The sequence below is a fragment of the Dyella sp. 01N36 genome (assembly GCF_056399745.1).
Map to the genome: position 1 here is coordinate 58145 of NZ_JBFTRY010000002.1, position 15756 is coordinate 73900.

The following is a 15756-nucleotide window of genomic DNA, read 5'->3' on the forward strand; positions in this document are numbered from 1 at the left end:
CATGTTGCGCATCGAATACGCGTACTGGCTGATTGCAGCTTTCCTGTTCTACACCGCCTGGCGCAACGCGCGTGCGCAACAGATCGCTCGCGCCTCCTTCTGGGCGCTGCTGGGCCTGCTGTTTGCCGGTGGCGACGTGGTGCTGGCGCAACAGAAGGCCGGCAACGCCCTGCCTGCGCAGATCGCCGGATGCATGGTGATCGCACTCGCGCTGCTCGCGCCCCGCCTTCGCCGCCAGGCCCACCCGGAGACGGCCAGTGCATCGGCACGCGAGGCGTCCGCCCTGCGCCTTGGCCACAAGCTGTTTGTGCCCGCCCTGCTGATTCCACTGGTGACCTTGCTGGTGGCCTTGTTCGGCGAACATCTGTCCATCGGCGGTTACGCGCTGTTCGCCAAGCCGCAGATGACCTTGACCGGGCTGACGCTCGCCTGCGTGCTCGCGCTGTTCGCGGCGGCGCGCGTGGCGCAGGCGCCGCTGCATCAGGGCTTGTCGGAAGGCCGGCGCCTGCTCGATGCGATCGGCTGGGCGGCGCTGTTGCCGCTGTTGCTGGCCGCACTGGGCGAAGTGTTTACCCAGAGCGGCGTTGGCGCGGCGATCTCGGCGCTGGCGCAGATGATCCTGCCCGAGGGCAATGCCTTCTTGTGCCTGCTGGTGTTCTCGCTGGGCATGGTGTTGTTCACCGTGATCATGGGCAATGCGTTCGCCGCATTTCCGGTGATGATGGCGGGCATCGGACTGCCGCTGCTGGTGCATCGCTACGGCGCCAACCCGGCCATCCTCGGTTCCATGGGCATGCTGTGCGGCTATTGCGGCACCCTGCTCACGCCCATGGCGGCCGACTACAACCTGGTGCCGGCAGCACTGCTGGAGCTGCGCAATCCCTATGGCGTGATCCGCGCGCAGGCGTGGAGCGCTGCCAGCATCTTCGTCGCCACCTTCGTCATCATGTGGCTGCTGGTCTTTCGCTGACGCCGCACGACTTGAGATCCGATCATGAGCCAACCGCGCATCCTGCTGACCGGTTTTACGCCGTTCGGGAATGAAGACATCAACCCATCATGGGAAGCCGTGCGCGCGCTCGACGGCAAGCACATCGCTGGCCATCGCGTGGTGGCCCGGTTGCTGCCGACGGCCTTCGCCGATTCGCAGCGCGAGCTGGCGCTGGCCATCGACGAGGTGCAGCCCAAGCTGCTGCTGGGCGTCGGGCAGGCTGGCGGACGTAGCCGACTATCGATCGAACGGATAGCGATCAATGTGCAGGACGCCCGCATTGCCGACAATGCCGGAGCACAGCCGATTGACATGGCCATCGTTGAGGACGGCCCCGCGGCGTACTTCAGCACACTGCCGATCAAGGCCATGCTCAAGGCACTGCTCGCCGAAGGGCTGCCGGCCGAAGTGTCCAATACGGCGGGCACCTTCGTGTGCAATCACGTGGCGTATCTGATGCTGCACCTGGCCGAGCAGCATCGCGGACTGCGCGCGGGTTTTATCCACATCCCCTACCTGCCCTCGCAGGCGGCGCGCTTTCCGAACGCGCCCAGCATGAGCAAGGACGACGTGGTGCGCGCCCTGTCCATCGCGTTGGAGGTAGCGGCCACGCAGCACACCGACGATCGTTACGGCGCCGGCGCCCTCGACTGAGCGACGCCGCGACGCATAAAAAGAGGGCCTGGCAAGACGCCAGGCCCTTACCGGGGAGGTTTGGGTAAATCAGAGCTTGAAGTGCGCTTCGAGGATGTACTCGCGACCACTGGCGTATTCGTTGGCCAGTTCCGTCATGCTGGAACCGTAGAACTGCTTGTAGGTCGAGTTGAGCAGGTTCAGCGCGTCGAAGGTGACCGACATGTGATCGTTGAACTTGTAGCCCAGCGAGGCATCGAGTTCCTTGTAGCTGTCGGTATACGAATCGGGCGCACCGGCCACGTAGCCGCCTGCCAGATACTTGCTGCGATAGTTGTACGCAATGCTGGCACTGTACGGACCCTTCTCGAAGTACGGCGAGAGGTTGTACGAGTCCTTGGAGTTGTACGGCAGCGGGCCGCCGGCCGCGGTGCTCGAATCGGAGTACGTGAAGTTGGCACGCAGACCGAAACCGCTGTCACCGAAGGCCTGCTGGTAGCTGATCGCGGCGCCCTTCACCTTGGCGCGACCGCCATTGATCGGCGCGGAGACGCTGTACTGGCAGAAGCCGGCCAAGGTACACATGCCGTTGTTCACCAGCATCTGGCCGGTGGAACCCTGGATCAGTTCCGCCCACGAACCGTTCTGGCGACCCTGCACGGTGGCGGCATTGACCACGTAGTTCAGCACGTTCTTGTAGAAGCCCGAGACCGCGATCACCGACTCGTTGTTGAAGTACCACTCGCCGGACAGGTCGAAGTTCACCGACCGATACGGCTTGAGGTTCGGGTTGCCTGCGGTCGCGGTGAGCACCGTGTCGTTGGCTTCGAAGTACGGCGCCAGCTGGTTGTAGGGCGCGTACGCAATCGTCTCGGAACCCGCGCCGCGCAGGATGATGTCAGGCGCCACGTTCCAGGCGACGTTGAACGCCGGCAACCAGTCGTTGGACGTGCTGGTGGTGCCGACATAGCCAAAACCGGGCGGGAACACGCAATCCCAGGTGCTGCAGGTGCTGGGCACGTTGTAGCCGAAGGAGTCGATCTTGGTGTGCACGAAACGCACGCCAAGGTTGCCGTGCACGTTGTCGTTGCCGAAGTTCAGCTGGGCAAAGCCCGCGCTGTTCTGCTGCTGCACATTGAACGTGTTGTCCCAGTAGTCGACCGGATCGTTGGAGCTCAGCTGGTTGCCGTCGAGCACCGCGTTGTAGATCGACTGGAAGCCCAGCGTCTGCACGTGATGCACGGTGCTGCCGGACAGGCCGATGCTGGACGCGCCGCTCAGATCGCTGATGCCGCCGTAACCGATCTGGTTGAGTGTCTGGTTGGGCACGCCCACGTTGTCGATCAACAGCGACTGGCTTTCCCAGTGCGACGCCCAGCGGGCACCGATCTGCAGGCTGTTGAAGAAGCCGTCGAAGTCCTTGGTGAAGTCGGCCTGGGCATACTCGTCGCGCGCCTTGTACGGCTTGTAGCCGATGTTGCCGCCGAAGTTGTTGTCGGCCCAATAGGCCGGGTTGTTCGCCGTGGCAAGGTCGGTGTAGTTGAAGCCCTTGTTGATGTTCCAGTCGAAGCCGCCGCCGTAGAACAGTTCCTTGAAGGCCTGCGTGATGGTGTTGTCGGAGGTGCTTACGCCCAACTGCCCGTTGATGCGCCAGCCGTCGCCCTTGTAGGTGCCGCGCCAGTCGGCGCCCTTGGTACGGATGAACGACTTGCGTGCGTCGTTATCCATGAAGGTTTCGGCCGTGCTGGTGCACGAGGTGGTGTTGAAGCAGGGCGTGCCGACTTGGGTACCCGCCACCACGATGCCGTTCGGGCCTTCGGTGAGATGCGAGATGCCGGCGTAGTTGAAGCCGGCGATCGGGTACATCGACACGTTGAGGTTGTCGAGGCGATCGGTCATGTACAGCAGGCTGAGCGTGCTGTCGAAATGGTCGTTCGGCTTGTACTGCAGATTGACCAGGATGCTGCTGCGCTTCTCGGTCTGCTGGAAGTCGGCCGCGTTGAGTTCCGTTGGCATCTGGTCGGACGCCTTGAGCGTGCCGGCGGCAATCTGCCCCGCAATGGCCGGATTGGCGGCGGCGATGGCCGATACCGGCGTATAGCCGAAGATTTCCTGGCCCTGGCGATCGGTCTTTTGCTCGTAGTGCGAGAGGGAGACATCCGCACCAAACGTCTTGTCGGCGTTGTGCCAGCTGTAGAACAGCGACGCGTTCGGACGGCTCTGCTCGACCATGTCGTTGTAGTTCACGCCGAACGAACCGCTGAGCGTGTTCGCCGGCACGTCGAGCGGCTGGATGGTGTGCATGATCACCGTGCCGCCGAGGCTGCCCTCAGGCAGGCGCGCTTCCGGGCTCTTGTAGATCTCCAGCGAGCCGAGGATCTCCGGCGGCAGCAACGAGTAGTTGAAGCCGCGGTTGGGACTGTCGCCGTAGAGCCACATGGCCTGCGCGATCGGATGGCCGTCAAGGAACGAGAGGTTCAGGCTGGGATCGATGCCGTTGATGCTCACGCGCTGCGTGGCGCCGAACGCACGGTCCAGCGTGACGCCGGGAATCTGCGCCAGTGCTTCGGCCACGTTGGTGGCGGGGAACTTGCCGATGTCTTCGGCCGTGATGGCATCGACGATGGCGTCTGCGTTGCGCTTGGTGTCCAGCGACTGTTGCAGGCTGGCGCGGATGCCGGTGACGGTCACCGTTTCCAACTGCTTGGCCTGCGATTGGTCGGCGGTCGTCTGCGGGTTGCTGTTGTCCTGTGTCGCTGCCGCGGGTGCGGGTTGCGGCGCCGGTTGCGCAGCGGGCGCCGTATCGGCGGCGCGAAGCGAACCGGATAGACAGAGTCCAGCGATGATGCTGGCGGCTAGCAATGATTTGCGTTGTGACATGGTGTCCTCCCCTCGAAGGCAATCGGCAGCCAGCACGTGGACATGGGCTGCGGCGTGGCTGTTGGGCATGGGCCCGGTTCAGTTGGACGATCTGAGTACTTCGTTCTCCCCGGCGCGAGAGCCTGCGGACATGCCCTCTCGGTCTTGCAAGTCAAGGAACAGCCCGGCGGCGCCGATCACACCGTGCTGGCCGTGCTCCATCAGTCGTACGGGAACCTGTTGCAGGAAGGCGCGCATCACGCCTTTGTTGAAAAAGCGCTGGCGGAAGCTGCTGGCGAGCAGCACGTCGCGGATCTGCGGAAGAATCCCGCCGGCCAGGAACACGCCCCCGCGTGCGCCGTACAGCAGGCACAGATCGCCGGCAAAGCTGCCGAGCAATCCGCAGAACACCTCCAAGGCTTCGACGGCTGCCTCGTCGCCGCGCTCCAGCGCCGACTGCGTCACCTGGCTGGGCAAAGTGAGTTCGGGTGTCTGCCCGCGCAGCGTGCACAGCACGCGGTACAGGTTGAGCAGGCCGGGGCCGGACAAGGCGTGTTCGAACGAGACATACGAACGGTCGCGCGACAGCGCACGAAGAATCTCGATCTCGCGTTCGTTGCCCGGCGCCAGCGCGATCTGGCCTGCTTCGGTGGCCAGCACGGTGGCGTGCGGTTTGCCGGGCAACAGCACCGCCGAGCCCAAACCGGTGCCGGGCCCCATCACCAGCACCGGACCTTCGGCGGGCAGTGCCTCGCTTTCGATCACTGCAGTGGTGTCGGCCTGGCTGAGGAACTGGGTGGCATAGGCCACGGCTTCGAAGTCGTTGACGACGGCGAGCTCTTCGATGCCGAGGCTGTCGCGGATATCGCGAATGGAAACCGGCCAGGGCAAGTTGTCGTTGACGATGGCATCGCCCAGCACGTAACCCGCACTGGCCACGGCGCAGCGACGGATGTGCACAGAGCGATCGAGCTGGCCGACGAAGTCCTGCAGCACGGCCGTGAGGCTAGGCCAGTCGGCGCAGGCATAGCGGTGGTACTGCAGCACCGTCACCGGGCGCGTCCCATCCGGCTCGTGGCTGACCAGGCCGATGCGGGCATGCGTCCCGCCGACGTCAGCCGCCAGGAACGCCCCCGCAGGGAGCGCCAGGCGACGTGCCTCCAGACTGTGGTTACCGCGTTGCGCCACCGTCATCCCCTCGTCATTGCTGTGTCGCATTGCACGACCTGCGACCCGATTTTGGCCCGAGTCTCGCCACGGATGACAACGTTGTCAACAGGCCGTTTTTTCATGCGAAACAAGGGTTTGGCGCGGTCCAGCAATCGCAGCAAATGACGTCCTTGCCGCAAGATCATGATGCAGTGCAACACACTGTAAACAAAGGGATTTTTAACTAGTCAAAAGAGCCGTCCTGCTGCCAAAACATCGCTATTGCGGCGCAACAAGCGAGGTTTTTGCGGGGTCGGTGCAGCCACCGCTTTGTGCACCTTTGGATGACTCACTCGTGTCAGAATTTGACAACGTTACGCATAGCGTCGATAAACGCTCATCTCTCCCTCTCCTTCGCGGCGAGGGAAGGGCTTTGAGGGGGAATCGGACCGTCATGGGTCCATCGTTCAGCGGCCATCCGCGGGGAGTAAGTCCATCCATGTCTGCCACTACGCTTGCCGCTGGCGAGCCACGCTCTTCCAGCGTGGTACCGATGCTGATCATCGGCGTGCTGTTTTTCATCTTCGGCTTCGTGACCTGGCTCAACGGTCCGCTGATCACCTTCGTCAAGCTCGCCTTCAACGTCGATGACGTGTCTGCTTTCTTCGTACCGCTGGTGTTCTATTTTTCGTACTTCTTCCTGGCCATTCCCGCGTCCAGCGTGCTTCGCCGCACCGGCATGAAGAAGGGCATGGGACTGGGCTTGTTCGTGATGGCGATTGGCGCGGTGTTGTTCGGCCAGTTCGTCAGCATGCGCATCTTCTATCCGGCGCTGGCCGGATTGTTCGTGATCGGCGCGGGCCTCGCCCTGCTGCAGACCGCTTCCAATCCGTACATCAGCATCCTCGGCCCGATCGACAGTGCCGCGCAGCGTATTGCCTTCATGGGCATCTGCAATAAGGTCGCCGGTGCGCTGGCACCGTTCGTGTTCGGCGCGCTGGTGTTGTCGGGCATCGACACCTTCGACCAGCAGGTGAAGGCCGCGGCCTCGCCCGAGGCAAAGGAAGCCCTGCTCAACGCCTTCGCCGCCAAGATCCACATGCCGTACATGATCATGGCCGGCCTGCTGGTGGTGCTGGCGATCTGGGTGGTCCGCTCGCCGCTGCCGGAAATCAAGCCGTCCGGCGCCAATGCCGAGTCGGATATCGGTCACTCCAAGGGCGGCATCTTCAGCTTCCCTCACTTGTGGCTGGGCGTGCTGTGCCTGTTCCTCTACGTGGGCGTGGAAGTGATGGCGGGAGATGCCATCGGCACCTATGGCCAGGGCTTTGGCCTGCCGCTGGATGAGACCAAGCACTTCACCTCGTTCACCCTGATCGCCATGCTCGCCGGTTACCTGGCGGGCCTGGTGCTGATTCCGCGCTTCATCTCGCAGCAGAGCTACCTGGCGGTGTCCGCCGTGCTCGGCGTGCTGTTTACGCTGGGCGCGTACATCACCACCGGCCATACCTCGGTGGGTTTTGTCGCCGCGCTGGGTTTCGCCAACGCCATGATGTGGCCGGCGATCTTCCCGCTGGCCATCCACGGCCTGGGCCGCCTCACCGAGCGCGGCTCGGCGCTGCTGATCATGGCGATCGCCGGCGGCGCGCTGGTGCCGCAGCTGTTCGTGCACCTGAAACAGCACTTCAACTTCCAGCTGGTATTCATGGCGCTGATGGTGCCCTGCTACCTGTACATCCTTTACTACGGCGTTAAGGGGCACCGCGTCGGCCAGCACGCGCGCTGAAGCCTGGGTCGGCGCCCGCCGCGCCGCCAGGTAAGGCTTCGCTGGGCTACGATGCCGCTACTTACCGATTGCCGGAGTTTCTTGTGTTGCGCAACCCCACCATCAAGGATGTCGCCAAGCGTTCCGGCGTTTCGCTCAAGACCGTCTCGCGCGTCATCAACCACGAGGCCTCGGTTCGCGCCGATACGCGCGAAAAGGTCGAGCGCGCGATCGAGGCTTTGGGCTACCAGCCCAATCCTTCAGCACGTGGTCTGCGCAGCACGCATGCCTATGCGATCGGACTGGTCTACGACAACCCGAACGCGCACTACGTGATCAGCATGCAGGACGGCGTGTTGTCCRCCTGCCGCGAACGCGGCTTCGGCCTGCTGATCCATCCGTGTGATTCCTCCTCGCCCGACCTGGCGGCGGAGCTGTGCGCGCTGGTGGAACGCAATCGTCTCGCCGGCCTGGTGCTGGCACCGCCGATGTCCGAGCAGGCCGAGCTGGTCAATACGCTGATCGCCAACGACATCAGCTTCGTGCGCATCATTTCCTCGCGCGACGATCCCCATGACGGCGCGCCGTGCGTCTACATCGACGACCGCAGCGCCGCCTATGCGATCACCGAACACCTGATCCAGATGGGCCACAAGCGCATCGGCTTCCTGTGGGGCGAACCGCACCATCGCTCCAGCCCGGAGCGTTACCAGGGCTATGCCGATGCGCTGCGCGACTATGGTCTGCCGCTGGACAAGAAGCTGGTGCTGCCCGGCCGTTATGCGTTCGACGACGGTTTCCGCGGCGCCCGCAAGCTGCTTGCGCTGAAGGATCCGCCGACCGCGATCTTCGGCAGCAACGACGAAATCGCCGCGGGCGTGCTCGCCGCGGCCCGTTCGAGCAACGTGGATGTGCCGTGGGGGCTTTCCATCGCCGGCTTCGAGGACAGCCCGTTCTCCAAGCAGGCGTGGCCCGCACTCACCACCGCGCGTCAGTCCACCAGCGACATCGGCCGCCATGCGGCCCTGCAGCTGATGGCGGAATTGCAGCGCAAATCCGGCGCGGCGGTTGAACTGCCGCACAGCGAATGTTTTGTACCCGAATTGGTCGTGCGTGGATCCACCGCGCCACCGCAAACCCCGGCGCCCCGCAAGGGCTGAGGTCGCGCTCGCGCACCTTGGCCTCGCGGCATGCGCCTCGTGCATGTCACCGAGATAGGACGATGAAAGAAGCAAGCCAGACCCTGATGTACCGCGAGGCCCACGAGGCGGCCGCCGTGGTCGAGCGACAGCTGCGCGAGAATGCGCCCATCCTCAAGGCGCTCGGCGAGCAGCTGCGGGCCAGGCCGCCCCGCTTCATCGTCACCTGTGCGCGCGGCAGCTCCGATCACGCCGCTGCCTATGCCAAGTATGTGTTCGAGACCCGCCTGGGTCTGATCACCGCCTCGGCGTCGCCGTCCATTTCGTCCATCTACGACGCCGACCTGCACATGGACGGCGCCTTGTTCGTCGCCATCTCGCAGTCGGGCAAGAGCCCCGACTTGCTGCGCAGCGCGCAGGCCGCCAAGGATGCCGGCGCCCATGTGGTGGCCCTGGTCAACGTGGAGGATTCCCCGCTCGCGCAGATGGCCGACACCTTCGTGCCGCTGCGCGCCGGCCCTGAACTTAGCGTGGCCGCCACCAAGAGTTACCTCGCGACGCTTGCAGCCGTGCTGCAGCTCACCGCGCACTGGAGCAACGACGCGACGCTGCACGACGTGGTCGATCGCCTGCCCGACGATCTGCGTCGTGGCTGGGACTGCGACTGGAGCGCCATGGTGAAGGGCCTCACCGGTGCCAGCAGCCTGTTCGTGGTCGGTCGCGGTTTTGGTTTCGGCGCCGCGCTGGAAGCGGCGCTCAAGCTCAAGGAAACCTGTGGACTCCATGCCGAGGCCTTCAGCGCCGCCGAAGTGAAGCACGGCCCGATGGCCATCGTGGGTGAAGGTTTCCCGGTGCTGTTCTTCGCACAGGACGACGGCACGCAGGACAACACGATTGCCGTGGCGAACGAGTTCCGCTCGCGCGGCGCGCGCGTGTTCATCGCCGCGYCGGGCAATCACGATCCGGACAAACTGCCGCTGCCGGAAAACATCGCGCCCATCGTGACGCCGCTACTCGCCGTGCAAAGCTTCTATCGCGCAGCCAGTGCGCTGTCGCTTGCACGCGGCTTTGATCCGGACGTACCGCCGCACCTGCGCAAGGTCACGGAGACCATGTAATGAGCACGCCACTCACCGCACTCATCAATGCTCGCCTGCTGACCGATCATGGTCCGCGCGAGGGACTGGCTGTGCTGGTGCGCGGCGAGCGCATCGAAGCGATCGTGCGCGACGACGACAAGCGCATTGCGGAGGCCACGAAGCACGACCTCAAGCGCCAGCTGCTGCTGCCCGGCTTCATCGATGTGCAGGTCAATGGCGGTGGCGGCGTGCTGTTCAATGCCGAACCTACGGTGGAAGCGTTGGCGACCATCGGCGCCGCGCACCGCAAGTTTGGCACCACGGGTTTTCTGCCTACCCTGATCACCGATACCGCGGACGTGATGCGCAAGGCGCTTGATGCGGTCGATGCCGCCATCGAGCAAGGCGTGCCGGGCGTGCTGGGCATCCATCTGGAAGGCCCTTTCCTCGCGACGGCACGCAAGGGCATCCATGATGCCTCGCTGTTTCGTCTGCCTGATGCCGAAGATATCGCAGCCATCACGCGCAATCGCCGTGGCGTGGTGATGCTCACGCTCGCGGTGGAAGAAGTACCGCGCGACACCATTCGCCAGCTCAGCGAAGCCGGTGTGCTGGTGGTTGCCGGCCACACCGCGGCGACTTATCACGCCACGCGCGCCGCGCTCGATGCCGGCGTGTGCGGCTTCACCCATCTGTACAACGCGATGACGCCGCTCGGTAGTCGCGAGCCCGGCGTGGTCGGCGCCGCGCTGGACGATCCGCACAGCTGGTGCGGCCTGATCGTTGACGGCCATCATGTGCATCCGGTCGCGCTGCGCGTCGCGATTGCCGCCAAGGCCAAGGGCAAGAGCGTGCTGGTCACCGACGCGATGCCGCCGGTGGGCGCGGACAGTCCCGAGTACGTGCTCAACGGACAAACCATCATCGCCCGCGACGGCATCTGCCAGAGCGACGATGGCGTGCTCGCCGGCTCCGCGCTGGATATGGCCACTGGCGTGCGCAATCTGATGGAGATGGTCGGCTTGCCGCTGGCCGAGGCCTCGCGCATGGCAAGCGCCTATCCCGCCGCGTGGCTCGGACTGGATCGCACGCATGGTCGCATCGTCGCGGGTCAGCAAGCGGACTTCGCCGTGCTGGACAAAAACCTTGTCGTCACCGAAACCTGGATTTCAGGCGTCCGCTACGACGCCTGAAACCAACGCGATACTTTTGTGGGAGCGCACCCTGTGCGCGACAGCCGGGCGGAGCGACAGCGCTCTGACGCTGCGGTCGCGCACAGGGTGCGCTCCCACACGGTCAGCACGCTCGGCTGGCGCGCAGCCAGCGTAGATTGATCTCTGGTCGAAGCAAACCCGAAATTCTACGGTTCACAGAGTTCACCATTTTCTCTCGCGCGACGGCAGGCATAACCCCTGTAGCTGAATTCTCGCCAGCCACCCGCTCTGCCCTCGAAAACGTAGATCCACGATTGATAGACGGTGGTGGTCTGACTGATCATGGTCAGGGTCTGACCCTCACTGCCGTTTGCCGGCAACGGCATCGGCGGGCCCATATTGGGCGGGTCGAGCGGCGGACCCGGCAACATCGCTGGCCGCACGGTACCTGACGTGATCGTCAGGGTGATGCGGCCAACGTCATACGGTAGACCCAAGCCCCAACCCAGTTTGCGTCTACCGATGTTCTGCTGGTCAATAAAAGCTTTCCACGCGTCATATAGCGGCGTGCCGCGCGTGAGCACGAACGTCTGGCTGGAAGCAGCCACTGTGTAGTCAGATTCAGGTGCTGATGCCGATGCAATGACCGGCAAGGGAGCGACGGACAGGATGAGAACAAGCAAAGACGGCCTGAGCATTTTCATTTGAACTCCCGCGTTGCGGCGAGGCCTGGCTTGCCCTGCCCGCGGAATTTGCAGCGCGGACATCGGCGCTACAAATACGAGTAATCCCTGTTCTGGGGGAGCAGCACACGTTGGCAGTCGGCGTAGCCGTCTGCATGTGCATGCTGAAGGTGATGGCGATTGGAAGTCCGTCGCTGGCTGGTTGCGCACAGGGTGCACTCCTACAGCACGACTGCGGGGGCAATGCAGCTTCGGTGTAGGAGCGCACATTGTGCGCGACCGCGGCGCTCGGCGTCGCCGCTACGTCGGCTGGTCGCGCACAAGTGCGCTCCTGCAATGAAAGAGATGATCGCGTCGCGGCGCCTATTCGTACACGTGCAGCCGATTGAATATCCACGCGTGATACGACTTCACCAGGTCCGGCTGCGCGCAATCGGTGTAGAGACCGTTGCAACGTGTGCGCAGCGAAATCGCCGCTGAGAAATACGGATCGGTCGGCAGATCCGCCGCCTGCAGCACCATGCTTGGCAGCAGCGCGATGTCGAGCATCGGGTAATGCGGCAACGGCGCACCCTGGAAGTTGCTCTTGATCATGTAATACGTGAGGTAGTCCTTGACCGAGGACAGCTCATCCGGCCACGTGCGCGGCATCTCGCGGATCAAGCCACTGAACGAGGGCTGGTGATCGCCGAAGTGCACGATCACGGTAGGCTGCGCGCGATCGAGGAAATCGTGTTCCAGCCCGTGCATCGCCGCATCGGAATTGTGCAGGTTCGCCAGATAGGTGTTGAAGTTGAGCGACTCGCGCGTCGGCAGGCCCTTGAGCACGCCCTTGTTGAACGGCGCCGGCAACGAGGACAACGGATCGGTATCGTGCGGGCCGTGCTGCGCCAGCGTCAGGATCATCACGAACACCGGCTGACCGGGCTTCTTCACCTTGTCGTAGACGCGCTTGGCTGCGTCGAACATCTGCTTGTCGGTCTCTTCCCACTCTTCCAGGCCGAGCTGGCCGGCGTCGTAGAACTGATCGAAGCCGTACGCGCGATAGGCGTTGCGTCCGTTGAGGAAGGCGCCATTGGTCGGATAGATCGCCACGGTGAGATAGCCCAGGCGTTGCAGCTGACGCGGCAGGCTGTCCTGCACGTGCGGTGCGAGCACGTACGGGGCGTACATGCCGCCCGGGCCGAAGATGTCCTGCGGCATGCCGGTGAGCGTGGCGAATTCGCTCACCCAGGTGCCGCCGCCAAAGGTGTGCACGCGCATGGGGCCGGTCGAGCGCGTGCGCACGTCCGGCTTGAACATCGCCACGCGACACTCGGGGATGTTGCACTGGGTGAAATTGGCCGGATTGAAGGTGCTTTCTTCCAGCACCTGCACGATGTCCGGATAGGATTCCGGCGAACGCGGAATCGCCGCCGGCTCGCCTGACGCCGTGGAACCCCACTCCTGCTCGGCCTGGGCGTCATCGCCCATGTCCGGCATGCGCACATCCGAGTCGCTGAAGTTGACGAAGAAATTGGTGATCTGCGCGTCGTCGGAGAGTTTCTCCCACACGTTCCTCGCATGCACCTCGGCGAACGGGCCGTTGGGCAGCAGGCACACCCAGAACGCCAGGGCCCATAGCGCCATGCCGCTGAGGCGCATGCTCCATGCACGACGGCGGCTGAGATGCGCCACCAGGCGACGATCGAAATGCCACACCGCCCACAGCACCAGCGGCGTCACCACGCACACCACCAGGGACAGCATCCACAGGTGCGGGTAATGGCCCAGCGTTTCGAGCAGGCTGCTGCGCGCGTAATAGACGAAGTCCGCCGGCATCAGCGGCGAGTCCAGATAGCGCAGCTTCATCACGGACAGGAAGTTCAGGCCGAGGAACAAGCCGCCGCTTACCACCAGGGCCGTGGCGGGGCGCGCAAACGCCGACAGCAGCACGCCGAACGCGCACACCATCAGCGCAATCACGAAGGCCTGCTGCAACAAGGCGGGCTCGCGCAACGCGGTCATGCTGACGCAGAACAGGAAAAATCCTGCCGCGACCAGCCAAGGTCCGGTTTTTCTCAGAAAGCCCAGTGTTCGTTGCGGCATATGGATAAGGCCCCCTGTTTGGCCCCGGTGTCATTCGAGCGCAATTCTACGGACTTGCAACTGTCACATGCACAATGGCCGGCAACGGCCAAACGGCGCCCCTATGCGGTTCAGCAGCCGTTGCGCCGGCAAGACGACATGCCGATCTGCTAGGTTTCCCGCTTTGCCCCCGTTGCCCACCCCATGGACCGGCCGATGACCCACCGCCTTCTTCCCCTCGCCGCCCTCGCCGCCGCCGTGCTGGCGGGCTGCGCCAGCCAGACCACCAGCCATTCCGCCGCCCTGCCCGACGGCAGCCGCGCCCAGGTAGCCATCCTGGAAACCACTGACGTCCACTCCAACGTGCTCAGCTACGACTATTACAAGCAGCGCGAGGACGACACGGTGGGCTACGAGCGGGTGGCCACCCTGATCCGCCGGGCCCGCGCGCAGTACCCCAACAGCTTCCTGTTCGACAGCGGCGACACCATCCAGGGCAGCGTGCTGGCCGACTACCAGTCGCTGGTGAAGCCGGTGGGCTGCGATGAGGAGCTGGGGATTTACCGCGCCATGGATGCCATGGGCTACGACGGCGGCACCGCCGGCAACCATGAGTTCAACTACGGCCTGGGCTTTCTTTCGCAGGTCACCGGCACCCCGATGAACGTGGAAGGCGGCCACGCCAACCGCTGCGCCGGCCCGCATTTTCCGCTGGTGCTGTCCAACGTGTTCAGCAGCCGCGACGGCGCGCCCATCTTCAAGCCCTGGACCGTGGTGCAGAAGGACATCACCGTCACCGGCCCCGATGGCAGCACGCGGAAAGTGCCGCTCAAGGTCGGCATCATCGGCTTCACCCCGCCGCCGATCCTGGACTGGGACAAGCAGAATCTGGCCGGCAAGGTGACGGTCACCGGCGTGGTCGAGGCGGCGCAGAAATACCTGCCGGAACTGGAAGCGCAGCATCCGGACATCGTGGTCGCCGTGCTGCACGGCGGCCTCAACACCGCGCCGTATACCTCCGACATGGAGAACGGCGGCTGGTACCTGGCCGGCGTGCCCGGCATCGACGTGCTGCTGATGGGCCATTCGCATACCGAATTCCCGGGCCCGCACTACAAGGGCATGAAGGACGTGGATGCCGAACGCGGCTTCGTGCGCGGCAAGCCGGCCGTGATGGGCGGCTTCTTCGGCAAGGACCTGGGCGTGATCGACCTGGCCTTGCAGCGCAAGGACGGCCACTGGGTGATCGACGACAGCCAGACGCACAGCGAAGTGCGTCCTATCTGCCCCAAGAAGAACGACTGCGTCCCGGCCGACCCGGCCATCGCACCGCTGGTGAAGCAGGCGCATGAAGCGGCCGTGCAATACGTCAATACGCCGATCGGCGAGACGCGCGTGCATCTGAGCAGCTACTTCGCCGACGAGGGCAATATGACGGCGCTCGCGCCGATCAACGCCGCCATGCGCGATTACGTGCAAAGCGAATTGCCCAAGACGCATCCGGAACTGGCCAAGCTGCCGGTGCTCTCCGCCGCCGCGGCCTTCCGCACCGGCTTCGGCGGCCCGGATGACTACACCGACATCGCCGTGGGACCGCTCACCCTGCGTAGCGCCGCAGATCTGTATTTCTATCCGAACACGCTCTCAGCCGTGAAAGTCGACGGTTCCGGGCTCAAGGCCTGGCTGGAAAAAGCAGCCGAGCGCTTCAACCGCATCGACCCCAGCAAGGACGGCGAGCAGGAACTCATCAGCGACCGCCTGCCCGGCTACAACTTCGACCAGATCCAGGGCGAGCTGAGCTATCAGATTGATGTCACCAAGCCGGCCGGCGAACGCATCGTCAAGCTCAGCTACAAGGGCAAGCCGGTGAAGCCCGACCAGCARTTCRTCGTSGCCACCAACAACTACCGCGCCAGCGGCGGCGGCAACTTYCCCGGCCTGGWCGGCAACAACATCGTGCTGGCCGCGCCGGACGGCGCCCGCGAAATCCTGGCCAAGTGGCTGCAGCGCAAGCAGACCCTGACCGCCAAGGATCTGCCCGTTACTTCGTGGCATTTCGTGCCGGTGAAGACGCACGGTGAGGTGGTGTTCAAGGCCGCCTCGAACAAGCAGGATGTGGCGCGCGAAGCGGGGCTGAAGAACATCCGCCAGCTCAAGGACAACGGCGACGGCACGGCGGTGTACGCGATCGACCTGTCGCATTAAACCGGCCACTGGCGGTGAACGCGCGGCGGCGT

General features: G+C 64.2%; 11 protein-coding genes. 7 read left to right on the forward strand and 4 right to left on the reverse strand.

What is annotated here, in order from left to right; all coding sequences use genetic code 11:
- Position 1 precedes the first annotated feature (1 nt).
- Complete coding sequence (locus AC1DMG_RS00965) at positions 2-970, forward strand: 5-oxoproline transporter, DUF979 family subunit (protein ID WP_441602765.1); 969 nt, start codon at positions 2-4, stop codon at positions 968-970.
- Positions 971-994: 24 nt separating this feature from the next.
- Complete coding sequence (gene pcp / locus AC1DMG_RS00970) at positions 995-1645, forward strand: pyroglutamyl-peptidase I (RefSeq protein WP_441602764.1); 651 nt, start codon at positions 995-997, stop codon at positions 1643-1645.
- Between the two features lie 69 nt (positions 1646-1714).
- On the opposite strand, the gene AC1DMG_RS00975 is transcribed toward pcp, so the two are convergent.
- Together AC1DMG_RS00975 and glk are read right to left on the reverse strand one after the other, a co-directional pair.
- Entirely contained in the window at positions 1715-4504 is a 2790-nt protein-coding gene (locus AC1DMG_RS00975; protein ID WP_441602763.1) for a TonB-dependent receptor, read from the reverse strand.
- 78 nt (positions 4505-4582) lie between these two features.
- Complete coding sequence (gene glk / locus AC1DMG_RS00980; protein ID WP_441602919.1) at positions 4583-5677, reverse strand: glucokinase; 1095 nt, start codon at positions 5675-5677, stop codon at positions 4583-4585.
- A 454-nt stretch (positions 5678-6131) separates the two neighbouring features.
- On the opposite strand from glk, the gene AC1DMG_RS00985 reads away from it, so the two are divergent.
- From AC1DMG_RS00985 to nagA, 4 genes are all read left to right on the forward strand, one after another.
- On the forward strand, positions 6132-7418 hold the full coding sequence (locus AC1DMG_RS00985) for a sugar MFS transporter (RefSeq protein ID WP_046970698.1): 1287 nt from the start codon (positions 6132-6134) through the stop codon (positions 7416-7418).
- An 86-nt stretch (positions 7419-7504) separates the two neighbouring features.
- A complete protein-coding gene (locus AC1DMG_RS00990) occupies positions 7505-8557 on the forward strand; it encodes a LacI family DNA-binding transcriptional regulator (protein WP_477180105.1) in 1053 nt (350 codons plus the stop codon).
- Between the two features lie 62 nt (positions 8558-8619).
- The gene (locus AC1DMG_RS00995) at positions 8620-9654 is read left to right on the forward strand and encodes an SIS domain-containing protein (RefSeq protein ID WP_477180100.1); all 1035 of its coding nucleotides are present in this window, start codon (positions 8620-8622) and stop codon (positions 9652-9654) included.
- On the forward strand, positions 9654-10808 hold the full coding sequence (gene nagA / locus AC1DMG_RS01000; RefSeq protein WP_441602761.1) for an N-acetylglucosamine-6-phosphate deacetylase: 1155 nt from the start codon (positions 9654-9656) through the stop codon (positions 10806-10808). The genes AC1DMG_RS00995 and nagA overlap by 1 nt, the downstream gene beginning before the upstream one ends.
- 167 nt (positions 10809-10975) lie before the next feature.
- Here nagA and AC1DMG_RS01005 read toward each other — a convergent pair whose 3' ends face one another.
- Entirely contained in the window at positions 10976-11473 is a 498-nt protein-coding gene (locus AC1DMG_RS01005) for a hypothetical protein (RefSeq protein ID WP_441602760.1), read from the reverse strand.
- 342 nt (positions 11474-11815) lie between these two features.
- Positions 11816-13459, reverse strand: coding sequence for an LTA synthase family protein (locus tag AC1DMG_RS01010; RefSeq protein ID WP_441602759.1), 1644 nt, complete (start codon positions 13457-13459; stop codon positions 11816-11818).
- A 276-nt stretch (positions 13460-13735) separates the two neighbouring features.
- Between AC1DMG_RS01010 and AC1DMG_RS01015 the strand changes: the two genes are divergently transcribed.
- Positions 13736-15724 carry a bifunctional 2',3'-cyclic-nucleotide 2'-phosphodiesterase/3'-nucleotidase gene (locus AC1DMG_RS01015; protein WP_477180101.1) on the forward strand — a complete coding sequence of 663 codons (1989 nt, stop codon included), beginning with the start codon at positions 13736-13738 and terminating at the stop codon, positions 15722-15724.
- The last annotated feature ends 32 nt before the right edge of the window (positions 15725-15756 follow it).